Annotated in this window: 18 protein-coding genes; 6 read left to right on the top strand and 12 right to left on the bottom strand. The window is 60.2% G+C overall.

Annotated features, from left to right (window positions below; all coding sequences use genetic code 11):
- Positions 1-3 precede the first annotated feature (3 nt).
- Positions 4-558 carry a LacI family DNA-binding transcriptional regulator gene (locus LCH65_RS12850; protein ID WP_003367243.1) on the bottom strand — a complete coding sequence of 185 codons (555 nt, stop codon included), beginning with the start codon at positions 556-558 and terminating at the stop codon, positions 4-6.
- A 179-nt stretch (positions 559-737) separates the two neighbouring features.
- On the opposite strand from LCH65_RS12850, the gene LCH65_RS12845 reads away from it, so the two are divergent.
- Together LCH65_RS12845 and LCH65_RS12840 are read left to right on the top strand one after the other, a co-directional pair.
- Positions 738-1,898: an efflux RND transporter periplasmic adaptor subunit gene (locus LCH65_RS12845; RefSeq protein WP_003367240.1), complete on the top strand. Its 1,161-nt coding sequence runs from the start codon at positions 738-740 to the stop codon at positions 1,896-1,898.
- Positions 1,899-1,931: 33 nt separating this feature from the next.
- Positions 1,932-5,075: an efflux RND transporter permease subunit gene (locus tag LCH65_RS12840; RefSeq protein ID WP_058397308.1), complete on the top strand. Its 3,144-nt coding sequence runs from the start codon at positions 1,932-1,934 to the stop codon at positions 5,073-5,075.
- Between the two features lie 21 nt (positions 5,076-5,096).
- On the opposite strand, the gene LCH65_RS12835 is transcribed toward LCH65_RS12840, so the two are convergent.
- A complete protein-coding gene (locus LCH65_RS12835) occupies positions 5,097-6,689 on the bottom strand; it encodes a sensor domain-containing diguanylate cyclase (protein ID WP_003367236.1) in 1,593 nt (530 codons plus the stop codon).
- A 321-nt stretch (positions 6,690-7,010) separates the two neighbouring features.
- A complete protein-coding gene (gene sfnG, locus LCH65_RS12830; RefSeq protein ID WP_003432900.1) occupies positions 7,011-8,111 on the bottom strand; it encodes a dimethylsulfone monooxygenase SfnG in 1,101 nt (366 codons plus the stop codon).
- A gap of 323 nt (positions 8,112-8,434) precedes the next feature.
- On the opposite strand from sfnG, the gene LCH65_RS12825 reads away from it, so the two are divergent.
- Both LCH65_RS12825 and LCH65_RS12820 read left to right on the top strand, forming a co-directional pair.
- Positions 8,435-8,770 (top strand): hypothetical protein, encoded by a 336-nt coding sequence (locus LCH65_RS12825; protein WP_003432901.1) that lies wholly within the window; start codon positions 8,435-8,437, stop codon positions 8,768-8,770.
- A 207-nt stretch (positions 8,771-8,977) separates the two neighbouring features.
- Positions 8,978-10,015, top strand: a complete 1,038-nt coding sequence (locus LCH65_RS12820; protein WP_072364772.1) for an LLM class flavin-dependent oxidoreductase — start codon at positions 8,978-8,980, stop codon at positions 10,013-10,015.
- 291 nt (positions 10,016-10,306) lie between these two features.
- Here the strand turns inward: LCH65_RS12820 and LCH65_RS12815 are convergent, their stop codons facing one another.
- The 5 genes from LCH65_RS12815 to glnT all read right to left on the bottom strand — a co-directional run bounded on the left by LCH65_RS12815 (position 10,307) and on the right by glnT (position 16,742).
- Positions 10,307-11,632: an ammonium transporter gene (locus tag LCH65_RS12815; protein ID WP_003432903.1), complete on the bottom strand. Its 1,326-nt coding sequence runs from the start codon at positions 11,630-11,632 to the stop codon at positions 10,307-10,309.
- Positions 11,633-12,333: 701 nt separating this feature from the next.
- Positions 12,334-13,674 (bottom strand): FMN-binding glutamate synthase family protein, encoded by a 1,341-nt coding sequence (locus LCH65_RS12810; RefSeq protein ID WP_003367224.1) that lies wholly within the window; start codon positions 13,672-13,674, stop codon positions 12,334-12,336.
- 15 nt (positions 13,675-13,689) lie between these two features.
- A complete protein-coding gene (locus tag LCH65_RS12805; RefSeq protein WP_003367221.1) occupies positions 13,690-14,373 on the bottom strand; it encodes a protein glxC in 684 nt (227 codons plus the stop codon).
- On the bottom strand, positions 14,370-15,290 hold the full coding sequence (locus LCH65_RS12800; RefSeq protein ID WP_226439521.1) for a glutamine amidotransferase family protein: 921 nt from the start codon (positions 15,288-15,290) through the stop codon (positions 14,370-14,372). The genes LCH65_RS12805 and LCH65_RS12800 overlap by 4 nt, the downstream gene beginning before the upstream one ends.
- Positions 15,291-15,407: 117 nt before the next feature.
- Positions 15,408-16,742 (bottom strand): type III glutamate--ammonia ligase, encoded by a 1,335-nt coding sequence (gene glnT / locus LCH65_RS12795; protein ID WP_003367219.1) that lies wholly within the window; start codon positions 16,740-16,742, stop codon positions 15,408-15,410.
- A 289-nt stretch (positions 16,743-17,031) separates the two neighbouring features.
- On the opposite strand from glnT, the gene LCH65_RS12790 reads away from it, so the two are divergent.
- Positions 17,032-17,637 (top strand): helix-turn-helix domain-containing protein, encoded by a 606-nt coding sequence (locus tag LCH65_RS12790; RefSeq protein ID WP_003423969.1) that lies wholly within the window; start codon positions 17,032-17,034, stop codon positions 17,635-17,637.
- Between the two features lie 48 nt (positions 17,638-17,685).
- Here LCH65_RS12790 and LCH65_RS12785 read toward each other — a convergent pair whose 3' ends face one another.
- The 4 genes from LCH65_RS12785 to LCH65_RS12770 form a co-directional block, all read right to left on the bottom strand.
- On the bottom strand, positions 17,686-18,852 hold the full coding sequence (locus LCH65_RS12785; RefSeq protein ID WP_003432906.1) for a DUF1624 domain-containing protein: 1,167 nt from the start codon (positions 18,850-18,852) through the stop codon (positions 17,686-17,688).
- A gap of 51 nt (positions 18,853-18,903) precedes the next feature.
- Complete coding sequence (locus tag LCH65_RS12780) at positions 18,904-19,464, bottom strand: carbonate dehydratase (protein ID WP_003367212.1); 561 nt, start codon at positions 19,462-19,464, stop codon at positions 18,904-18,906.
- A gap of 11 nt (positions 19,465-19,475) precedes the next feature.
- Entirely contained in the window at positions 19,476-20,381 is a 906-nt protein-coding gene (folE2, locus tag LCH65_RS12775; RefSeq protein WP_054081820.1) for a GTP cyclohydrolase FolE2, read from the bottom strand.
- 174 nt (positions 20,382-20,555) lie between these two features.
- Positions 20,556-21,464, bottom strand: coding sequence for a LysR substrate-binding domain-containing protein (locus LCH65_RS12770; protein ID WP_226439520.1), 909 nt, complete (start codon positions 21,462-21,464; stop codon positions 20,556-20,558).
- A 209-nt stretch (positions 21,465-21,673) separates the two neighbouring features.
- Here LCH65_RS12770 and LCH65_RS12765 point away from each other — a divergent pair, with 209 nt between their 5' ends.
- Positions 21,674-23,194, top strand: a complete 1,521-nt coding sequence (locus LCH65_RS12765; protein ID WP_003367204.1) for an ABC transporter substrate-binding protein — start codon at positions 21,674-21,676, stop codon at positions 23,192-23,194.
- Positions 23,195-23,249 lie beyond the last annotated feature (55 nt).

Below are 23,249 nucleotides of genomic sequence, written 5' to 3'. Positions count from 1 at the left end.
TGCCTATCGTGCCGCCGCTCCGTGCAGGAAGAACTGGGTCACCAACGCGCCCATACCGGCGCGTGCCACACGGCCACGGCGTTCGGCGTCGACCATCCCGGAGAGCAGCGCAGCGAACATTTCGGTCAGGACGGCGGCACCGACGTCGATCCGGAACAGGCCTTCACGCTGACCACGCAGGAAAAATGCGTCAAGGGCGTCGGAGTAAGGCAACCAGCGGCGCCCTCCGCTGCTTTCGTCGAGCGAATCCGGACGCCACTGAAACACCAGAAAAACCAGCATTTCGCGGTGCATGAGGTGGTTGTCGACCAGCCGCTGAAGCGCTTCCAGCGGCGGAGCAGTCTGCAGATCCGCGTCGGCGACCATCTGATTCATCAGGTCCGAGGCATGATTGAGCAGCAATTCCACGAGGTTGGCGCGAGTGCCGCAAAAGCGGTTGAGCGTCGCCTTGCTGACGCCGGCCGCCTGAGCAATATCCTTGAGCGTACCGTTGGAGTGGTCGACCAGCGCAACGGCCAGGGCCTTCAGAAATTTGTCGTCAGCAGCAGGTAATTCCATTGGGTACGTATTCAACTCGTATAAGTGGCAGGCGGCGCATTGTGCAGAAACCTTACCGGGTTCTCAAAGCACATACACAATTAGTCACTAAAGGCTCATGTGAGTCAATATTGACTCACCGGCTTTCAGAGTGGATCATTCGCGGCTTTAGCATCTGATGGGCTGCGGCCGGGTGAACGATGAGTAGTTTCAGCGATTGGCGTGTGATGCCTGCAGTAGCCCTGCTGGCAGCGTTGGGTCTGGCCGGGTGCGAGCAGAAACAGCAGCAGGATCACGCGGCATCGAAAGCGCCCAAAGAGGTGGAAGCCATTACGGTCAACGCCGAATCGTTCACGGTCGTTGACGAACTGCCCGGCCGTATCGAACCGGTGCGTGTGGCGCAGGTTCGCGCGCGGGTGGCCGGCATCGTGCTGAGCCGCAACTTCGAGGAAGGCGCCGATGTGAAAGCCGGCGCAGTGCTGTTCCAGATCGATCCGGCGCCGTTCAAGGCTGCGCTGTCCAAGGCGCAGGGAGATCTGGCCCGCACTGAAGCCACGCTGTTCGAGACTCAGGCCACGGTCAAACGTTACGAGTCGCTGGTGGAAATTGAAGCGGTCAGCCGCCAGACTTTCGACACCGCCCGCTCTGCACTGCAAAACGCAATCGCCGCTAAAAAGTCGGCTCAGGCTGATGTCGAAACGGCCAGGCTGAACCTGGGCTATGCCACCGTCAAGGCGCCGATTTCAGGCCGCATCGGCCGCGCGATGGTGACCGAGGGCGCGCTGGTCGGTCAGGGCGAAACCACGCTGCTGGCAACCATTCAACAACTCGACCCGGTCTACGCCGACTTTACCCAGCCGGCTGCCGAGGCCTTGCAGATGCGCGCCGCGATACAGGAAGGCCGCTTGCCCAAGGGCGGCGAAGACGCGTTATCACTGAGTGTCGACGGCACCGATTACACGAGCACCGGCACCCTGCTGTTTACCGATGTCGCAGTAGACCGGACCACCGGCCAAGTGTCGTTGCGCGCCCGCTTTGCCAATCCCAAGGGCGTGCTACTGCCCGGTATGTATGTGCGGGTGCGCACACCGCAGCGCGTCGACAGCAACGCTATTCTTGTCCCGCAGCGCGCCGTTCAGCGCTCCGGCGACGGTGCGGCACGCGTGCTGGTGATTACCCAGGACGGCACGGTCGAAGCGCGTCCGGTCAAAACCGGGGCGATGCAGGATTCGCGCTGGCAGATCACCGAAGGCCTGAAGGCAGACGAACAGGTCATTGTCGGCAATATGACCGGGCTCAGCGCCGGCGACAAGGTCGCGCGCAAATCGCCATCCGCCCAACCGCAGGCCAAGGCGCAATAAAGCCGCCTTCAGCGCGACCGAGGATCACTGTCAATGTCTCTCTTCTTTATCAAGCGCCCCAACTTCGCCTGGGTACTTGCCCTGTTCATCCTGCTCGCCGGGTTGATGGCTCTGCCGTCCCTGCCTGTGGCGCAGTACCCGGACGTGGCGCCACCGCAGATCACCATCACCGCCACCTACCCCGGCGCATCCGCGAAGGTGCTGGTCGATTCGGTGACCAGCGTTATCGAGGACGAACTGAACGGCGCCAAAGGGATGCTGTATTACGAGTCGACCAGCAACTCGACCGGCAGCGCGGAAATCAACGTGACGTTCGTGCCAGGCACCAACCCGGACCTGGCTCAGGTCGAAGTCCAGAACCGTATCAAGAAAGCCGAAGCACGCTTGCCGCAGACGGTCCTCAGCCAGGGCCTGCAGGTCGAACAGGCCAGCTCCGGTTTTCTGTTGATCTACACCCTGAACTACAAGGACGGCGCGACCAACAAGGATACCGTCGCGCTGGCCGACTACGCGGCACGCAACGTCAATAACGAAATCAGCCGGGTGAACGGTGTCGGCAGGCTGCAATTCTTCGCTGCCGAAGCCGCGATGCGGGTATGGATCGATCCGCAGAAGCTGGTGGGCTTCGGGTTGTCCATCGACGACGTGAATGCCGCGATTCGGGCGCAGAACGTGCAGGTTCCGGCAGGCAGCTTCGGCAGCAGCCCGGCCTCGTCACTGCAGGAATTGACGGCCACCCTGGCGGTAAAGGGCACTTTGGACAACCCGGAAGAGTTCGGGCGCATCGTTCTGCGTGCCAACGAAGACGGCTCTGCGGTGCACCTGTCCGATGTGGCGCGTGTAGCGGTCGGCAGCCAGGATTACAGCTTCGAATCACGTCTGAACGGGCAACGTGCCGTCGCCGGTGCCGTACAGCTGTCGCCGGGCGCCAACGCGATCCAGACGGCCAGAGCCGTCGAGCAGCGGCTCACTGAGCTGTCGGTCAATTTCCCGGAAGGCGTCGGGTTTTCGATACCGTACGACACCTCGCGCTTCGTCGACGTAGCCATCGACAAGGTGATCTACACCCTCATCGAAGCCATGATCCTGGTGTTTCTGGTGATGTTCCTGTTTCTGCAGAACATCCGTTACACGCTGATACCGACCATCGTGGTCCCGGTGTGTCTGGCGGGAACGCTGGCGATCATGTACCTGATGGGCTTCTCGGTGAACATGATGACCATGTTCGGCATGGTGCTGGCCATCGGTATTCTGGTCGACGACGCCATTGTGGTCGTGGAAAACGTCGAGCGGATCATGGCTGAAGAAGGCCTCTCTCCCGCCGCCGCAACGGTCAAGGCGATGCAGCAGGTTTCCGGAGCGATTTTCGGCATCACGCTGGTCCTGGCCGCTGTGTTTCTGCCACTGGCGTTCATGGGCGGCTCGGTCGGGGTCATCTACCAGCAGTTCTCGCTGTCGCTGGCCGTGTCGATTCTGTTTTCAGGTTTCCTGGCCCTGACGTTCACCCCGGCGCTGTGTGCCACGCTGCTCAAGCCGATCCCGGCCGGGCATCATGAAAAGCGTGGTTTCTTCGGTGGTTTCAATCGTCTGTTTGGCACGTTCACCGACCGTTACGAGCGCGTCAGCTCGAGCATGATCAAGCGCGCCGGCCGCTACATGCTGCTGTACCTCGGTATCGTCGGTCTGCTGGGCTTTTTCTACCTGCGCCTGCCGGAGTCCTTTGTGCCCGTTGAAGATCAGGGCTATCTGATCATCGATGTGCAACTGCCTCCCGGCGCCACCCGGTCGCGTACCGACCTCACCGCGCAATTGCTCGAGAACTACATGCTGTCCCGCGAAGCCACGGGTGCGGTGACCATGCTGCTGGGGTTCAGCTTCTCGGGCATGGGTGAAAACGCCGGTCTTGCGTTCCCGACCCTGAAGGACTGGTCGGAGCGCGGCAAGGGCCAGTCAGCGGCTGAGGAAGCGGCGGCATTCAACCGGCATTTTGCAGGGCTCGGCGACGGCACGGTGATGGCGGTGACGCCACCGCCTATCGACGGCCTGGGCACCTCGGGCGGCTTCTCGCTGCGCCTGCAGGACCGTGCAAGCCTGGGCCGCGAAGCCCTGCTGGCGGCACGCGACAAGCTGCTCGGCGAGGCCAACGGCAACCCGAAGATTCTCTACGCGATGATGGAAGGTCTGGCCGAAGCGCCGCAATTGCGCCTGAACATCGACCGCGAAAAGGCCCGGGCGCTGGGCGTGAGTTTCGAATCGATCAGCAATGCGCTGTCCACCGCTTTCGGTTCCTCGGTGATCAGCGACTTCGCCAATGCCGGACGTCAACAGCGCGTGGTCGTGCAGGCCGAACAAAGTTCGCGAATGACCCCGGAAAGCGTGCTCAAGCTCTACGTACCCAATAGCAGCGGCACGCTGGTGCCGCTGGGCGCCTTCGTTTCGACGCACTGGGAACAAGGCCCGGTGCAGATCGCCCGCTACAACGGCTACCCCGCATTCAGGATTTCCGGTGATGCAGCACCGGGCGTCAGTACCGGTGAGGCCATGGCGGAAATCGAACGGATCGTTTCCGGGCTACCGCAAGGCATCGGTTACGAATGGACTGGCCTCTCCTATCAGGAAAGAGTCGCCAGCGGCCAGGCGGTCGGACTGTTCGGCCTGGCGCTGCTGGTGGTGTTCCTGCTGCTGGTCGCGTTGTATGAGAGCTGGGCAATCCCGCTGGTGGTGATGCTGATCGTTCCCGTCGGCGCGCTGGGCTCCGTGCTGGCCGTGACGGCCGTCGGCATGCCCAATGATGTGTATTTCAAAGTAGGCCTGATCACCATCATCGGGCTGGCCGCGAAAAACGCGATTCTCATCGTCGAGTTCGCCAAGGAACTCTGGGATCAGGGCCATTCCCTGCGCGACGCGGCACTTCAGGCTGCACGGCTGCGCTTTCGGCCGATTGTCATGACTTCGCTGGCCTTCATCCTTGGCGTGGTGCCGCTGACCCTGGCCACCGGCGCAGGCGCTGCAAGCCAGCGCGCCATCGGCACTGGCGTCATCGGCGGCATGCTCAGCGCGACGCTGCTGGGCGTGGTTCTGGTGCCTATATTCTTTTTCTGGGTGTTGACCGTGCTGCGCCGCAAACCGCATGCGCAACAGATTACCGACGATCAGCAACTGACGGAGAAGCGATAGGCAGCAAGCGGCCAGCGGGTATCAATCCCGCTGGCCCGACCTTGGCTCCGTGTCGGCTTGCGCGTCCGTAGAGGACTTGACGCGGGTCCAGGCCGGTAATGTGCCGGTCGCGATTTCCGACGCGACATTCACCCGGTTGCGACCCTGCGACTTGGCGGCATACAACGCGCGGTCGGCAAGCTCAATCAGGCCACGCTGATCGAGTTGGCGATCGGTGCCGACGAATGTCGCGACACCGAGGCTGATCGTCACGATGCCAAACGGGCTGGCGGGATGCTCGATCTGCTCGTCACGGATGGCCTGCAGGATGTTCTCGGCCACCTGGCGAGCGTTCGACTCGTCAGTACCTGGCAACACCACGGCGATCTCTTCACCGCCATAACGGGCGGCGACGTCGCTGGGACGACGAATGAACTGCTCAACCACTCGGGCCAGCGCAATCAGGCATTCGTCACCGGCCAGGTGGCCGTAATGATCGTTGTAGCGTTTGAAATGATCGGCATCGATCAAAATCAGCGACAGCAGGCTGCGCTCGCGTCTGGCGCGCTTGAATTCGACTTCCAGAAACTGATCGAAACGTCTGCGATTGGCCAGCCCGGTCAGCTTGTCTTCGGAGGCAATCAACTCCAGGTGCTGGTTGAGCTGGATCAGGGCTGCCTGTGAATCGAGCAACTGGTCTTCTGCGCGTATGCGGCTGTGAATGTGCCCAATCAGACGAACGCCGAGTCCGATCACCAGTCCGAGCAGCACCAGCATGACCAGAATGGACTGTTTGGTCTGGCCCAGCCAGTCGAGCATGGCTTCTTTCTGACCCAGCGCAACCACGGTGACGATCGGGTAGACATCACTGCGTTTGAACGCATAAAAACGCGCAACACCGTCAATCCTGGAAACGAACTGGGCGGTACCTGACACTCGGCCGCGTTCCGACCTGAAAATGGGCGTCGATGACAGATCGCGACCGATCTCCTGCTCCAGATGGGGATAGCGCACCCGCAACTGCCCGGCGGTCGACGTCAGACTGATAATACCGGTTTGCCCGACCTTGATGTCCGAATAGAACTTCAACAGGTGGTCGACACCGATGGTGGCGACCATCAGCCCGGCAAAACTCGCGTCGGTATTATTGATGCGTCTGCTGACCGATATGACCCATTCGCCGGAGGCACGGCTGCGAATCGTCGGACCGATGTAAGGGGCTTTGTCAGGCATCTTCAGGTGGTGCTGAAAGAACTCGCGCTGCGCGCTGTTGATGCCGATAACCCTGGGATTGCTCGAGAAGATGCAAATCCCGTCGGCGTTGTACAGCGACACGGTATCGATCTGCGGCAGCGCGCCCATTTCACGCGCAATGACCCACCTGAGACGCTCGATCTGTTCAGGCCCGACGCCGTCCTTTTCGACACGCTCCGTCAGGCCGATCAGCATCAGCTCGCTTTGCTTGAAAATGCCATCCGTATAGGTGCTTAGCGCTCCAGCCAGATTGATCGTGCTGGTCTGGATGTTTTCCAGGGTGTTGCGGCGTGCGGTCCATGCTTGCCAGGCCATCAACATCACCACGCAGGCGCACACTACGAAGATCAGCCATGACGCAAGCCGAAGGTCGCGTTTCAAAACTTGCCTCCACAACAGGTGAGAACCAGTGCATCTGGTTTTTCTGAAAACCGGACCTGATTGCTCAGGGGCCATCGACAATCCTTTCGCTACTAACTGCCATTGTCGGCAAGTGCTCGGCCATACCTGGAAGGCCTGGCATCGATAAAAGCATGCCAGTGAGTGGCATCATAATGCCACGTACAGCTGTCTATGGGTTGATCGGGGATGAACATACGAAAGCAGGCGCACACTGGATCACAGTGGCGCCTGATTTTATGGAGGGCTGTAAGCGCGGCCGGCTTACAAGGGCATGGCGGGTTGTCGTTATTGGCGGGGGGGTCAAGCCGTCTCGGCGACAGGCTTGCGTTGTGCAGCGGCTTCCAGTTCGCGTACCAGAGGCAATACGTGCTGGCCGAAATAGGCGACTTCTTCCTGGAAATGCAGGAACGCTGAAAGCACCAGGTCTACGCCAACGGACTTGAGTTCGACGATGCGCTCGGCAATCTGCCGCGGCGTGCCAATCAGGTTGGTCTTGAAGCCATCGTTGTACTGCACCAGATCCTGAAAGGTGGATTTGGCCCAGTTGCCCTCGCCTTCCGGACTGGCCTTGCCCGCCTGCTTCGCGGCATCACCAAAGGCGTTGACGGCTTCCGGATCTGCTTTTTCGACGATTTCGGCCAGCACGGCACGCGCCTCTTCTTCGGTATCCCTGGCAATGATGAAAGCATTCACACCGATCTTCACCGAATGCCCGTTCGCGGCAGCCTTGGCTCGGATGTCATCGACCTGGGCCTTGATGCCTTCGACGGTATTGCCGTTGGTGAAATACCAGTCCGACACCCGCGCCGCCATATCACGTGCGGCCCGCGAGCTGCCGCCCTGAAAGATTTCCGGGTGAGGACGCTGGATCGGCTTGGGCTTGAGGGTGTAATCATGGAAGCGATAGAAATCCCCCTTGAAAGTGAAGTTGTCGGTGGTCCAGATCCCCTTGAGGGCGCGGATGAACTCCTCGGAGCGGCGATAACGTTCATCATGCTCCAGCCAGGGCTCTCCGATAGCCTGAAACTCGCCCTTGAACCAGCCGCTGACAATATTGACCGCCACGCGCCCGGCGGTGAGCTGATCGATGGTCGCCAGTTGCTTGGCGGCCACCGACGGGGTCCATGGCCCGGGCAATATCGCGGCAATGACCTTGAGCTTCTCGGTGGCCGCGAGTAGCGCATGGCTGAAGGCTACGGATTCATGCTGGAATTCGGCGCCATAACCGGCGGTAAAGCGAATTTGCGTCAGCGCGTAGTCGAAACCGGACTGCTCGGCGATCTGCGCCAGCTTGCGGTTGTAGTCGATGGTCCAGCTGGTGCGCTGTTCGATCTTGCTGACTACCAGCCCACCGCTGACGTTGGGTACCCAGTACGCAAATTTTATGGACGATTGGCTCATATCGGTACTCCTCTGGCTGCAAGCTTCCCGAGCGCATTAAGCACAAGGGACTGCACATCCACAGAGCAGCAACCGTGCCATTCAATAAAACACTGGCATATCAAAGCGTTGCGACAGCTGACTTGCAGCGCCAACTGTCCGTGTCAAGCCAGGGTGTGGAACTGCTGTTGGCGGAGCAACAGCTTTGCGGATTTCCTGACCATGCGCAGGACGTGATTCGCTGAAAACAAGCCGACGAGAGGCAGCTCGCCCTGCTATCCAGAATCGCATGGCTGAGGTAAATTTTGGATCCAATGAAACCGCATTCATCTGCAGGAGCACCGATGAAATTGCATGCCTGTTTTCTGGCCCTGATGATCCCTGCCCTTTCGGCGCATGCCGAAGGCAAAAGCATATCCATACCTCATGATCCAACCGGCCAGCACGCACTGGTAGAGAAAAGCGGCAGCGCAAAGGAACGCGTGGTGATCACCCGGCGTGAAGGCATGCTCGGGGTGATCTACTTCAAGCGGGTCTATAACTGCGCCAACCACACGGTGAACCTGGTCGGCACCGGTTCCACGCTGGAAATCATGGAACAGGCAAAGGCCGTGAGTGGCATGGGACCGGTGATTCGCGACTCCACGGCCGACTACATCGAATCCGAGGCCTGCAGTTGATTCTGACCTGATCAATCCTGCCCCGGCTGAATATGCGACATCCGAAAGCGCCTCCCATGAGGCGCTTTTTTCGTTCCTGCCGTTGGGTTTTACAGCAGGGAGCAGCAGCGCAAAAAACACTTGCACCGAAAGTATTACGGTATACCATCAGACAACAATAACTCATCACGCCGGTGCAGGCGCCAGGATTTAAGCGAGGTAAGTGTCATGAAGTTTTCGTTGTTCGTGCACATGGAGCGCTGGGATGAAAGTGTCAGTCATCGCCAGCTGTTCGAGGACCTGACCGAGCTGACGCTGATGGCCGAGCAAGGCGGCTTCAGCACAGTCTGGATAGGCGAACACCACGCGATGGAATACACCATCTCGCCAAGCCCGATGCCGTTGCTGGCGTATCTGGCGGCCAGGACCACACAGATTCATCTGGGCGCCGGCACCATCATTGCGCCGTTCTGGCACCCATTGCGGGTCGCGGGTGAATGCGCGCTGCTGGACGTGATCAGTAACGGGCGTATGGAAGTCGGCCTGGCACGCGGCGCCTATCAAGTGGAGTTCGACCGCATGGCCGGTGGCATGCCGGCCTCCGAAGGCGGCAAGGCGTTGCGTGAAATGGTCCCGGTGGTACGTGCGCTGTGGCAGGGTGACTACGCCCACGACGGCGATATCTGGAAATTCCCGACCTCGACTTCCGTGCCCAAGCCGATCAACACGCCGCCGATGTGGATCGCTGCGCGCGACCCTGACTCGCACAATTTCGCCGTGCAGAACGGCTGTAACGTGATGGTCACCCCGTTGATGAAGGGTGACGAAGAAGTTGTCGACCTGAAGAACAAGTTCGCAGCCGCGCTGGCCAACAATCCCGACGTGCCCCGCCCGCAATTGATGGTACTGCGCCACACGCATGTGCATGCCGCAGACGATCCTGAAGGCTGGAAAGTGGGCGCCACTGCCATCGCGAAGTTCTACCGCACTTTCGACGCATGGTTCGGCAATAAACAGACGCCGGTCAACGGTTTTCTGGCCCCCAGCCCGGAAGAGAAGTTCAAGGAACGTCCGGAGTTCGAGCTGGAGAATATCCGCAAGAACACCATGATCGGTACTCCTGAGGAGATCATTCCGCGCATTCGTCATTATCAAGAGTTAGGTGTCGACGAGTTCAGCTTCTGGTGCGACAACAGCCTGCCGCACGCCGAGAAGAAAAAGTCGCTTGAGCTGTTCATCAAGCACGTGGTGCCGGTGTTTCGTTGAGCTGAGCGCGCGGTCTCCAGGCTGTATTGATTATCGTCCCCACGCTCTGCGCTCAACGTTATGCGCAAATCCAACTGCTTATCGTGCCAATGCTCCGCGTTGGCATGCAGTTCGTGACGCTCTGCGTCACACAGCGATCTTTCTTTGTCAGGTGGATTGGCGGTCGACTCAGGTCACCTTTTCTCCCCTCGGCGACCTGCTTTGATGGACCAAAGCAGGCAAAACACGCAGCTCCGTTTCCGGCCCGACTTCGTCGGGTTCCCTCGCCCTGACACTGATCCGACAGCCTTCTCAATGGTTGTAGGCCCGCTCGTTATGCTCGGCCAGGTCCAGACCCATTTCTTCCACTGACTCATGCGCGCGCAGGCCGATCAGTGCCTGCACAGCCTTGAGGATGACCCAGCTGACCGCGAAGCAGTAGACCGTGGTGAACAGCACGCCTTTGATCTGGGCAATTACTTGGGCGCCCATGCTGACATCGGGCACCAGACCGCCCAGTGAGGGTACGCAGAACACGCCGGTCAGTACTGCTCCGATCATGCCGCCGATGCCGTGCAGGCCGAAGACGTCGAGGCTGTCGTCATAGCCCAGGCGTTTCTTCAGCACAGTCACGCTCAGGTAGCAGAACACTCCGCACAGCACGCCGATGGCCAGCGCTCCGCCGACTCCGACGTAGGCACACGCCGGGGTGATGCCGACCAGGCCCGCCAATGCGCCGCTTGCCAGACCCAGGGCGCTGGGCTTGCCGACCTTGAACCACTCGGTGAACATCCAGCCGAGTATCCCGGCGCACGCCCCCACTTGCGTGTTGAGCATGACGATGCCGGAGGTGCCGTTCAGGCCGCCACCGGAACCGATGTTGAAACCGAACCAGCCGACCCAGAGCATCGCCGCGCCGGCCATGGTCAGGCTAAGGTTGTGCGCCGGCATCGGGGCGTTCTGATAACCCTTGCGCTTGCCCAGTACCAGGCATGCCGCCAGTGCGGCGACACCGGCGTTGATGTGCACTGCTGTGCCGCCGGCGAAGTCCAGCACGCCCCAGTTGTGCATCAAGGCGCCTGCGCCACCCCAGACCATATGCGCGACAGGCGCATACACCAGGGTGAACCACAGAGCCATGAACAGCAACGCCGCAGAGAACTTCATGCGTTCGGCGAAGGCCCCGGCAATCAGCGCCGGAGTGATGATCGCAAAGGTCATCTGAAAGGTCACGAATACCCCTTCAGGGATGTCGCCGACCAGGCTGTCGGGCGTCATGCCGGCCAGAAACGCACGACTCAGACCGCCCACGAAACTATTGAAACTCACTTGCCCTTCGACCATGTTGCTGGTGTCCACCACCATGCTGTAGCCATAGATGACCCACAGCACGCCTACCACTCCGGCAATGCCGAAACACTGGGTGAACAGCGAGAGCATGTTCTTGGCCCGTACCAGCCCACCGTAAAACAGTGCCAGCCCCGGAAGGCACATGAACAGCACCAGCACGGCTGCGGTGACCATCCAGGCCGTGCTGCCGGTGTTCAGTACGGGGGCGTCAGCTGCCTGCGCAATCGGAGCAAAGGCGCCGAGCGCGAGTAAAGCTGTAAGGGATTTGCCGTGTAGACGATTGACCATGTTCAAAGCTCCCGCAAATGAATGGAAAGTGTCTGGCAGCAAAGAGGTTCATTGGGACAGGCGAGGCTCTTCGGCCTCTTGTGGGTCAAGTTCTCGTTGCGCGAATGGCGTTATATATAAGTCCGATGAGCCCGAAAGCGGGGCTTAACCACCAAGGTTCTCGTTGCCACGCTCCGCGTGGTAATGCATTTCGTGACGCTCCGCGTCACACAGTTCTGCGACTCAGTGAGATTCAGGCTCGACTTGAGTCACCTTTTCGCCCCTCGGCGACCTACTTTGATGGGGCCGAAGTAGGCAAATCCCTTCGCTCCTGTTTCCGGCCCGGCTTCGTCGGGTTCCTTCCCTGTCACTGATCCGGGGGGCGCCGCAACGGGCCATCCATGGCCCAAGGTGTGTAAAAACGTCACGAGCGAAGGCAAGACAAGGCAAAAACAGGCGAAAACGGCCGGGGTCGCGACCGACTCTGGGTGTTCTAAATGAGCATTTTTCGCCTGTTTTTAACGCAGTATTGCCAAGCGCAGTAGTTTTTACACAGCCTGGGCCCGGTGCGGCTAGCCCGGTGTCATGCCAGGCTACCCCCGGATCAGCGCCAGGACTCAGCCGTCACTTACGTCGCACTCTGCGTCGTCTGTGCCATCGTGATCGAAAAGCACGTTATGGCGTCAGTCGGTGCCATCGCGGTCGAAAAGCCCGTTATGGCGTCAGTACCCAGAGCCAGACCCCGGAATCCACGATGTCCCGGCCAGGGGCACTCGGGCCATGGCGGCTGATTCGACGGTCAGTGCCACCAGATCTTCCGGGTCGAGGTTGTGCAGGTGTGATTTACCGCACGCGCGGGCCATGGTCTGGGCTTCGAGGACGAGTACGCGCAGGTAGTTGGCCAGACGCCGACCGCCTTCGACCGGGTCGAGACGTTTGGACAGTTCCGGGTCCTGGGTGGTGATGCCCGCCGGGTCACGGCCGTTCTGCCAGTCGTCGTAGTAACCCGCTGCCGAGCCGATCTTTCTCAGTTCTTCGTCGAGCCGCGGATGGTTGTCGCCCAGCGCTATCAGCGCCGCCGTGCCGATCGCCACTGCGTCGGCACCCAGCGCCATGGCCTTGGCCACGTCGGCGCCGTTGCGGATGCCGCCGGAGACGATCAACTGCACCTTGCGATGCATGCCCATCTCCTGCAGCGCCTGCACGGCTTGCGGGATGGCAGGCAGAATCGGGATGCCGACGTGTTCGATGAACACTTCCTGAGTCGCCGCCGTACCGCCCTGCATGCCGTCGAGTACGATCACGTCGGCGCCGGCTTTCACGGCCAGTTTCACGTCATAGTAAGGACGGCTGGCACCGATCTTGACGTAGATCGGTTTTTCCCAGTCGGTGATCTCGCGAATCTCGGCAATCTTGATCGCCAGATCGTCAGGGCCTGTCCAGTCCGGGTGACGGCATGCCGAGCGCTGATCGACGCCGACCGGCAAGGTACGCATGCCAGCCACACGCTCGGTGACTTTCATGCCCAGCAACATGCCACCGCCGCCCGGTTTGGCGCCCTGCCCCAGGACGATCTCGATGGCGTCGGCCTTGCGCAGATCGTCCGGGTTCATGCCATAACGCGATGGCAGGTACTGATAGACCAGATGCTGCGACTGGCCACGCTCTTCCGGGGTCATGCCGCCGTCGCCGGTGGTGGTGCTGGTTCCCGCGATGGTTGCGCCACGGCCCAGTGCTTCCTTGGCGTTGGCCGACAACGCGCCGAAACTCATGCCTGCAATGGTTACCGGAATTTTCAGGTACAACGGCTTCTTGGCAAAACGATTGCCGAGCACCACGTCGGTCCCGCACTTCTCGCGGTAGCCTTCCAGCGGGTAGCGCGACACGCTGGCGCCGAGCAGCAACAGGTCGTCGAAGTGCGGCAGCTTGCGCTTGGTGCCGCCACCGCGAATGTCGTAGATGCCGGTTTCCGCAGCGCGCTGGATTTCCTGAATGGTCAGGCGATCGAAGGTGGCCGATTCGCGCAGGACTGGAGCAGGTTTGTGGCTGATGGGGTCGCTCATGGTAATGCTCCTGAATCAGTACGCGGAGGCGTTATCGACTTTGAAGTTGTAAAGCTGACGGGCCGAGCCGTAGCGTTTGAAATCCGCTGCCTTCTCGTTGAAGCCAGCGCGATTGAGCAACTCCTGCAGCTCCTGCAGATGCTCTTCACGCATCTCCTTGGCGATGCAGTCAGAGCCCAGTGACTCGACCTTGCCTTTGACGTAGATCCGCGTTTCATACAACGAGTCGCCCAGCGCATCACCGGCGTCGCCACAGACCACCAGCCGACCGGCCTGGCCCATGAAGCAGCTCATGTGGCCGATGCTGCCGCCGACCACAATGTCGATACCTTTCATGGAAATACCGCAACGCGCTCCGGCATCGCCTTCAATCACCAGCAAGCCGCCATGTGCCGTCGCACCGGCCGCCTGCGAGGCGCTGCCCTTGACCCGCACAGCGCCGGACATCATGTTTTCCGCGCAGCCGACGCCGACGTTGCCGTGCACAGTGATCGACGCTTTCTGGTTCATCCCCGCGCAGTAGTAACCCGCGTGGCCCTGGATATCGATGGAGATGGCTTCGTTGACGCCGACCGCCAGGTTGTGTGCGCCATCGGGATGCGTGACCAGCCATTCGCGGTCCTGCAATTCCTTGACCTGGTCGTGCAGGGCCTGATTGAGATCACGCACGGTGGCGCTGGAAAGATCGACGGTTTTCATGGACGTGCTCCCTCGGCTGGCTCGCGTTCCCAGATGTACATGGTGGCCGGGACCGGTTCCCAGACCCTGGCGTTTTCGATCCCCGGCAGGCTGGACAGCGCCTGATATTCCGAAGCCATGGCGACGTAGTCATCGGTTTCGGCAAGGATCGCCGGTTTGCAGGCGATCGGGTCGCGAATCACCGCAAAGCCATTGCGTGTGCCGATGGCGAAGGTAAAGAAGCCATCAAGGTCTTCGAGCGACTTGTCGAGCGCCTGTTTCAGGCTGTCGCCCTGTTGCAGACGCCAGGCCAGATACCCCGCCGCCACTTCGGTGTCGTTGTCGGTCTCGAAGTGAATGCCTTCGCGGCGCAGGTTCTGGCGCAGACGAAAGTGATTGGACAACGAGCCGTTGTGCACCAGGCACAGGTCGGAGCCCGTGGAAAATGGATGACTGCCCTCCATGGTCACGGCGCTTTCGGTGGCCATGCGCGTGTGGCCGATGATGTGACTGCCTTTCATGGACGCCAGACCGAAGCGTTCGGAAATCTCCCGCGGCAGGCCCATGCCCTTGAGGATCTCGATGCTCTGCCCGGCACTCATGATGCGCACGCTCGGTGCCAGTTCCGCCAGCGCGGCACGCACCGGGGCTTCTTCGGCCTGAATCTTCAAGACCACGGCGCTGGCGTTCTGAAACCAGTCCAGAGGCGCGCTCAACCTGTCTTGCAGCGCCGCGATCAACGCCGTGAAATCATACTGTTCGTTAGTGGCCTGCAAGGTCAGCTTGACCCAGCCCTGCGCCACTTCATCGCCATAGATGGCGAACCCGGCACTGTCCGGTCCGCGGTCGGTCATGGCTTCGAGCATCGGCTCGAACAACTTGCCGAGTTGCGACTCCAGCGCCGGGTTTTTCAGATACAAACCAACGATTCCGCACATAAGCCTCACCTTGTTCGGGAGCGGCAAGCTTCACGCTGCAAGCCAACCGCATAGACAGAAAAATCAAATTCGCCGCAATCCAGCTTCTTCTTGCAGCCTGAAGCCTGAAACGTGCAGCTAGAAAAACTCGATATAGCGCTTCACTTCCCAATCGCTCACGTGGCGGCTGTATTCCACCCACTCCATGCGCTTGAGGCGGATGAATTCATCGACAATCTCGCTGCCCAGCACTTCGCCAAACAACGGATCGGCCTGCAATGCATCGCAGGCTTCGTTGAGCGACTGCGGCAGGGTCTTGATGCCCCGTGCGGCAATCTCTTCGAGGCTCAGTGTGTAGAGGTTCTCGTTGCAGACGTGATCGATCTCCAGTTGCCGGTCGATGCCGTCCAGCCCTGCGGCAATGATTGCGGCACTGACGAGATACGGATTGCACCCGGCGTCGGGCAGACGAAACTCCAGGCGGCCATAGGGCACGCGTACCATCGCCGAGCGGTTGTTGGCACCAAAGGCAATGAAAGCCGGGGCCCAGGTGGCGCCCGAAAGTGAATTGCCGACCACCAGGCGTTTGTAGGAGTTGACCGTGGGCGCGGCAAAGGCACACAGCGCAGGCCCATGAGCCAGCAGGCCCGCAGCGAAGTGATAGGCCAGCTTCGACAACCCCATCCCACTCGGGTCACTGGCATCGTGGAACAGGTTCTTGTTGCTGGCACTGGCGATCGACAGGTGAAAGTGCATGCCGTTGCCGGCACGCTTGGGGTCGGGCTTGGGCATGAACGAGCAGATCATGCCCATGTCATTGGCGATCTCTCCGGCGGCCATGCGGAAGAAGGTGAAACGGTCAGCCGACTCCATGGCCTCGCTGTAGGTGTAATTGATCTCGAACTGGCCGTTGGCATCTTCATGATCGATCTGATAGATGTCGAAACCCACCGGCTGCAATGCCTCGGTCAAGCGCTCGAGAAACTCGCGAGAGCGCGACAGCCCCTTGTAGTCGTAGCAGGGCTTGTCGAGGTTATCGCTGGCATCGACCATCTGCAGGCTGCCGGTGACATCGCGCTTGAACAGGCTGAACTCGGGCTCCAGACCGGTATTGAGGGTCCAGCCACGCTGACTGAGGCGTTCGACCTGCTGCTGCAGCACGTAGCGGCTGTCATAGGGCCAGGGCTTGCCATCCACATGGCCGATGCACACCACACGTCCATAGCCCGGCTGCCACGGCACGGGTGTCAGCGACGACAGATCGCCCTTGGCCATGAAGTCTGGCCCGTGAGGCTCCATGCCCATGCCGCAGATCGCGAAACCGGCAAAACCGGCGCCGTCCTCTGCAACCATTTCCAGACCTGTCACAGGAACGGATTTGGTCTTGGCCGAACCATGAATGTCGACGAACTGAGCCAGTACGTACTTGATGCCGTGCTGTTCGATCAGACGCTGTGTTTCGGGTGGCAACATGGGACGTGTCTCCTGGCAAAAGCAAAACGTTTCAGGGAAGGACCGCTGTTCACTGCCTCTCGGGATATATTCCGAACAGGAAAGTTACTTTCCCTTTAGGAATGCAAGGCGCTTGCCAGTTTGGTATGCCATTTAAACGAAGTGACTCGGGAGGGGTAATTCGGCTGTTTATATGGGAAACTCGTTTTCCCTCTGGGAATAATCTGCGACTCGGCCAGACCAAGGCTGCTTCAAAACGCACATTCCCAGTGCGAAATAAAAATTATTGAACGGAAACTGTGCAAAGCCGATGAATATGCCGACCGACCCTCATCCGAAATTGAAGCTCGAGCAGTACCTGGGCATTCAGATCAAGCGTCAGCGCCAGGCTCAGGAACTGAAGCTCGCCGACGTGGCGCGCATCGCCGGCATCAGCCAGGGCATGCTGAGCAAGATCGAGAACGCGCAGGTCTCGACCAGCCTCGACAACCTCAGCCGCCTGTGCGACGTGCTGGGCATGCCCATGTCCAAACTGTTCAGCCAGTACGACCAGCAAGGCAGCAGTGCCTTGCTGGTGAAGGCCGATGAAGGACTCGAAGTGGTGAGGCGCGGCACCGAGAAAGGCCACACCTATCACCTGCTCAACCATACCCGTGGACCGAAGAAGAGTTTCGAGGCGTACATGGTGACGATGGACGATGCCAGCGAAGAGTTTCCGACCTTTTCACACCCAGGTACGGAGTTTCTGCACCTGCTGGAAGGCGAGCTGATCTACCGCCACGGCAACCAGTTGTATCCGATGCAGGCCGGTGACAGTCTGACCTTCGACGGCGACATCCCCCATGGCCCCGAGCAACTGGTGCAGGTGCCGATCAAACTGCTGTCGATCATGAATTATGGGGCGCACGGAGATTGACGCCAGGCGAGACGCGGTACGCCAGCAGGCGTACCGCTGTTGCGGGGACTAGAAGTATTTCAGCCAGCTGATATCCCGACGACGTGCCTTGAGCGCGGCGAACCAGCGCACCGCCGGGAACAGCAGAACGGCCAGTACCACCGAGGTCAGCCAGACTCCCCACATGTGGTCGAAACCGAAGTACGTGCCCTGATTGGTGCCCCAGATCGCCAAGGCAATCAGGTACAGGACTTTCAGCACGTAAAGGTGCAGCAGGTAGAAAAACATCGGCGCCGAACCGAGCACCACCAGCGGCCTTAACCCGCTTTTCTCCTGACTGCGTTCGAAGGCGATGAGGATCAGCAGACCAATCCCCAGCGTCAGGCAGATGAACAGCAGCGAGGGCGGGTATTTGGTGATGTTGAAGAAGCTCATGACCGTCTGTATGCCGCTGTCGCCGACGCTCCACGGTTTTTCACCGTAGCCGTTGATCAGGCGCAGGACCACGAAGCCAAGCAGTGCCCCTGCCCCACACTTCCACAGATTCGCACGGCGTTTCGCCGCGTCGTAGCTGCTTGAGAACCAGGGGCCTGCGGCGTAGCCCAGTGCGATGATGCCGATCCACGGCAACAACGGATACGACGTGCGCAAGCGCAGGTTATCGGAAGCCTCGATCCAGCCACGGTCGTGCAGGACCGCCCACGGCACGTGCATGGCCGACTCGACACCGAAATGCACCGTGTCCAGCAGGTTATGCCCGGCAATGATCACCACACCGATGACCACCAGCGCCCAGCGCGGCAGAAACACCATCAACGACAGCGCCACCATGCTCAGGCCGATGGCCCAGATCACTTGCAGGTAGATGATGGTTGGCGGGAACTGGAAGGTCCAGGCAAAGCTCACCAGCGTGAATTCCAGCGCAATCAGAAACAGTCCGCGCTTGAGCAGGAACGCCGAAACGTCGCTTTTGCCCTGATGTTTCTCGCCGTAGAGAAACGCCGAAAGCCCGGTCAGCAGGACGAACAGTGGCGCACACAAATGCGCCAGCGTCCGGCTGAAAAACAGCTCCGGCGCGGTGGTCGTGACGTCCATCGGGTCGATGACCTGGTGGTGCATGAAGAACGTTTCGCGGACATGGTCCAGCAACATGAAAAGAATGATCAGCCCGCGCAGAGCATCGATCGAGCGCAGCCGTGATGCGGGTGCCCGGGTTGAGTGAACAGCTGTTGTCATGAAAGATCCAGATCCGTGGGCGGAAGTGCAATGAGTCAAGGGTGTCCTGGGTCAGAACTCGTTCTGAAGCGCCTTGTAGCCGCGCACCAGATCAATGTTGGTGTGCGCCACATCTTCGGAAAATTCCGAAGCCGAAATGCTCACCGGTGGAAATTGCGAAAGGTCAGTGCCCGGCCCGATCCGGGTGGTGGACGGCACGTAAAAGTGCTCCGGCAAATCGCGACCATCGACCACCGAGTTGTGCCTGACCACGCTGCCGTTGCCGACCTGGCAATTGAACAACACGCTATTGAAACCGATGAACACGCGATCTCCGACCATGCAAGGTCCGTGCACGATGGAGCGGTGGGCAATCGAGGTGAACTCGCCGATGGTGACAGCAGCACCTGATTTCGAATGGATCACCACGCCGTCCTGAATGTTGGAATTGGCCCCGATGACGATCGGCTCCATGTCCCCGGTGGCATCGACTTCGTCGGCGCGGATCACGGCGTAGGGGCCGACAAATACGTTGTCCTTGATGATCACCTTGCCGCAGATGATCGCGGTTTTATCGATGTAGGCGGACTCGGCAATGACCGGCAGATGGCCGGAAGGATTTTTACGGATCACGGAATGAAACCTCAGGACAGGTAGTTGGAAGTCTGGGCAGCGGCATCGTGCGGATGCAGGCTTTCGAAGTGGCGGACACTGACGCTGGAAGCTGCATAGCGGCCTTCAAGTGCTTGCTGGACCTTGCGCGCAGCGTCTTCGACGTACATCAGGTTCTGGCCGTTGAGCCGCGCGAAGGCCTGCTCGTCGGCACGCTTGACCGCGGTTTGCACCGGGGTGCCCAACGCCTGTTCGACAAGATCGATCAGCGTCATCAGGCCCAGCTCGGTCGCCTGGTCCGCCACCCGCACCTGCACCGTCGCAACGCTGCGCTGGCTGTGCGGCGTGGCAAACGATGCGTTCTCGCGCAGCCAGCTCGCGACCTGCATCGGATCGACAAACGACTGCCTGCCGAAGCGCGCTGCGAATGCCTCTTCCAGCAATTGGCGAGACAATGCAGCCGAGCACGGGCAGGTGGAGGAGTAGGTGATATCCACCGAACTGTCGAGGCACAGCCGACCGGCATGCCAGGTGGCATCGAGCTTCACGGGGTAGGATTTCCAGCCGCTGAGCCCTTCGGTAATCAACGCCGGGCGGCGGCACAGCAGATTGAAGCTCAGCATCAGTCGGGCATGACTGGAGTGGCAGTCGAGGTGGCTCTCGACCATGGCTTCCAGCAAGGCCGACAACGTATAGGGGCTGACGATCTGATGCTCGGCGTAGCCGTCGAGCAGCCGATAGAGTCGCGACATGTGGATACCCTTGACGCTCGGGTCAGCCAGATCGACCTGCAGATCGACATGCGCGTGAACAGGATGACGGATGCCCGCTTCAGCCAGTCTGATCGGCACTTCCACACCTTGCATGCCGACCCAGTCGAGTGAAACCAGCGCCGGGGAAATTTCCGTCAGGGCAACATCCGGGAGAGGTTTGTTCATGTGCGTCGTTCGTCTCTTTGGCGAACTTCACCACGCGGGCGAAGCCTGATGTTGGCGGTTCACAGCCGTACAGTGCACGGCCATAAATTCGTTACACTATAACATCATGATTGTTAACTTCATCAACCAAACGTTACTCACCCCGCACGGCGCCCACGTAACACCGCCAGCGGCTCAGGTCTTTGCCAGCTCCTCAATCAGAAAATCCCGGAAGGCAGTGACTGCTGCGGGCAGGTTGCGCCCGGCCATGCTTTGCAACTCGATACGCCGTGCCTTCATGCCATCGTCGCTGATCGGCAGCGATTTGAGCTGTTTCTCATGGGCGCGTTTATCCAGGGTCATTTCGCTGGACAGGCTGATTCCGCCCTCCTCCCGAACAAACCGCAGCAAGGCGCCGATGTAGTTGCTGGTCAGCACCGGGTCGAACAGCAGGCCCTGCACGCCGCAGCAGATATCAAACAACTGGCGCAAGGTCGTGTCGGTATTGGTCAGGGCGATGGCGTAAGGCTGCAACTCAGCCAGCGTAACCTCCTTGCGTGCGGCCAGCGGATGGTTATGACTGACCACCGCGCAGATCGCGCCGCTGTGGATGTGCTCGACCTTGATCTCGTTCTGCGGCGTCAGGCTGAAGGTCAGGCACAGGTCAGCGTCGCCCGAGCGCACCCGCTCGGTGGCCTGCGCCGGAGCACAGACCTCCATCGAGAAATGGATACCCTGATACTGCCGCCGAAAACGCGCAATGCACTGCGGCAGAAAATCCAGGGCAAAGCCCTCCGAGCATGCGATGCGCACATGCCCACGCTGCAAGCCTTGCAGCTCGGTGATTTCCAGCACCACCTGCTCGGCCTCAAGCTGTGATTTGCGCGCGTAGGCCGCCAGGCGAACGCCCGCCTCGCTGAGCATCATGCCGCGCGCCTGGCGCTCAAAGAGCACTGCGTCCAGCTCCCGCTCCAGTTTGCTGATCTGTCGACTGACCGCCGAAGACGCGACATTGAGGCGGATCGAGGCTTCGCTGATCGATCCACACCGCGCCACTTCGAGGAAGTAGCGCAAGGCCGTGGACTGTACGCCGTAGAGATGCATGACTGCTCCTGCGTTGCCTTTTCAGCAATGAAAGGTTCGAAATATTGTGCTTGTGGCATTGATACGCTTTGCCTAGAGTCATGTCGAGGCGCAACTCACCAAAAGAACCCAATCAAAAGAACACTGCGGCCTCGTTGTTTCCCCCCTCTTCTCGCATTTGCGACCCACTGCCCTTTGATACATCCACTTTGCCTTTTGGAGACGACGGCATGGGAATCAAGGGTTTCGCTCGCAGCATCGCGCTATTGAGCCTGTTCAGCAGTTTCTCCGTCCTGGCCGGCAAGGCCGACGACACACTGGTCTACGCCTCCGACAGCGAACCGGAAAACATCAGCCCCTATCACAACGATTTGCGCGAAGGCGTGATCCTCGGTCGCCTGATTTGGGACAACCTGGTCTACCGCAACCCGGACAATGGCGAGTACCAGCCGATGCTCGCCACCAGCTGGAAACAGGTCGACGATACGACCATCGATTTCCAGCTGCGCCAGGGCGTGAAGTTTCACAACGGCGACCCGTTCACCGCAGATGACGTGGTGTTCACCCTCAATTATGTGGTGTCTCCAGAGTCCAAGGTGGTCACGGTACAAAATGTCGACTGGATCAAGAGCGCCGAAAAGCTGGGCGACTACAGCGTTCGTCTGCACCTGAAAAAGCCTTTCCCGCCTGCGCTGGAATACCTCTCCAACGCCGTACCGATGTTCCCGAAAAAATACTTCGAAGAAGTCGGGCTGGCAGGCTTCAGCCGTAAACCGATCGGCACCGGGCCTTACAAGGTGACGGCCATCGCCACCGGCGAAGGCGTGAAAATGGACAAGAACCCGGACTACTTCAAGGACAGCCCACAGGGTCAACCGAAGATCGGTCACATCAACTTCCGGGTGATCGCCGATGCCGAAACGCGTCTGGCCGAGCTGATGACCGGCGGCGTCGACTGGACCTGGCGGGTTGCACCGGATCAGGCGGAAAACCTCAAGGCCATGCCCAATCTGGTGGTCACCAGCGGCGCGACCATGCGTATAGGTTTTCTGATTCTGGATGCGCGCGGCACCTCCAGCGCCGATTCGCCGATGAAACACCTGAAGGTGCGCCAGGCGATCAACCACGCGATCAACCGTGACGGTCTGGCCTCGCAACTGGTCGGCGGCGAGAGCAAGCCGTTGCAGGTCGCCTGCTACCCTGGCCAGTTCGGTTGCGACACCAGCGCAGCCACGGTCTACAACTACGACCCGGCAAAGGCCAAGGCGCTGCTCGCCGAAGCCGGCTACCCGAACGGCTTTGAAACCGAAATCTTCGCCTACCGTGACCGCGATTACGTGGAGGCCATCATCGGCAACCTGCGCGCCGTGGGCATCAACGCCAAGCTGCGCTACCTGAAGTACGCTGCTCTGCGTGATCAGCAGCGTGGCGGCAAGGTACCGATGTCGTTCCAGGCGTGGGGCTCGTTCTCGATCCTCGATACCTCGGCGTCGGCCGGCACCTGGTTCAAGGGCAATCCCGACGACAACATCAAGGACCCGCAAGTCCAGGGCTGGCTGCAGACCGCCGACAACGCGCTGGACCCGCAGGTGCGCAAGGACAACTACCGCAAGGCGTTGCAACGCATCAGCGAGCAGGCTTACTGGGCGCCGTTGTTCAACTACTCGATGAACTACGCCTATGTCTCGGACCTGAACTTCAAGCCTTACCCGGACGAGTTGCCGCGCTTCGTGCTGTCGAGCTGGAAATAAGCGCCTGACCAAGACCGTCGGCAAACCTGGCTGTGAAGCGCATGACGCGCCTTGC

This window comes from Pseudomonas sp. MWU16-30316 (assembly GCF_020515645.1).
Lineage (GTDB): Bacteria > Pseudomonadota > Gammaproteobacteria > Pseudomonadales > Pseudomonadaceae > Aquipseudomonas > Aquipseudomonas cerasi.
This window is presented reverse-complemented; position numbering and strand designations above follow the sequence as displayed.

Excerpts from the sequence above, each read along its gene's own strand:
- LCH65_RS12810 (WP_003367224.1), bottom strand. The coding sequence starts at position 13,674 with ATGAGCGACCCCATCAGCCACAAACCTGCTCCAGTCCTGCGCGAATCG.
- sfnG (WP_003432900.1), bottom strand. The coding sequence starts at position 8,111 with ATGAGCCAATCGTCCATAAAATTTGCGTACTGGGTACCCAACGTCAGC.
- LCH65_RS12785 (WP_003432906.1), bottom strand. The coding sequence starts at position 18,852 with ATGACAACAGCTGTTCACTCAACCCGGGCACCCGCATCACGGCTGCGC.
- LCH65_RS12845 (WP_003367240.1), top strand. The coding sequence starts at position 738 with ATGAGTAGTTTCAGCGATTGGCGTGTGATGCCTGCAGTAGCCCTGCTG.
- LCH65_RS12825 (WP_003432901.1), top strand. The coding sequence starts at position 8,435 with ATGAAATTGCATGCCTGTTTTCTGGCCCTGATGATCCCTGCCCTTTCG.
- glnT (WP_003367219.1), bottom strand. The coding sequence starts at position 16,742 with ATGTTGCCACCCGAAACACAGCGTCTGATCGAACAGCACGGCATCAAG.
- LCH65_RS12805 (WP_003367221.1), bottom strand. The coding sequence starts at position 14,373 with ATGAAAACCGTCGATCTTTCCAGCGCCACCGTGCGTGATCTCAATCAG.
- LCH65_RS12840 (WP_058397308.1), top strand. The coding sequence starts at position 1,932 with ATGTCTCTCTTCTTTATCAAGCGCCCCAACTTCGCCTGGGTACTTGCC.
- LCH65_RS12765 (WP_003367204.1), top strand. The coding sequence starts at position 21,674 with ATGGGAATCAAGGGTTTCGCTCGCAGCATCGCGCTATTGAGCCTGTTC.
- LCH65_RS12790 (WP_003423969.1), top strand. The coding sequence starts at position 17,032 with ATGAATATGCCGACCGACCCTCATCCGAAATTGAAGCTCGAGCAGTAC.
- LCH65_RS12770 (WP_226439520.1), bottom strand. The coding sequence starts at position 21,464 with ATGCATCTCTACGGCGTACAGTCCACGGCCTTGCGCTACTTCCTCGAA.
- LCH65_RS12820 (WP_072364772.1), top strand. The coding sequence starts at position 8,978 with ATGAAGTTTTCGTTGTTCGTGCACATGGAGCGCTGGGATGAAAGTGTC.
- LCH65_RS12815 (WP_003432903.1), bottom strand. The coding sequence starts at position 11,632 with ATGGTCAATCGTCTACACGGCAAATCCCTTACAGCTTTACTCGCGCTC.
- LCH65_RS12850 (WP_003367243.1), bottom strand. The coding sequence starts at position 558 with ATGGAATTACCTGCTGCTGACGACAAATTTCTGAAGGCCCTGGCCGTT.
- folE2 (WP_054081820.1), bottom strand. The coding sequence starts at position 20,381 with ATGAACAAACCTCTCCCGGATGTTGCCCTGACGGAAATTTCCCCGGCG.
- LCH65_RS12800 (WP_226439521.1), bottom strand. The coding sequence starts at position 15,290 with ATGTGCGGAATCGTTGGTTTGTATCTGAAAAACCCGGCGCTGGAGTCG.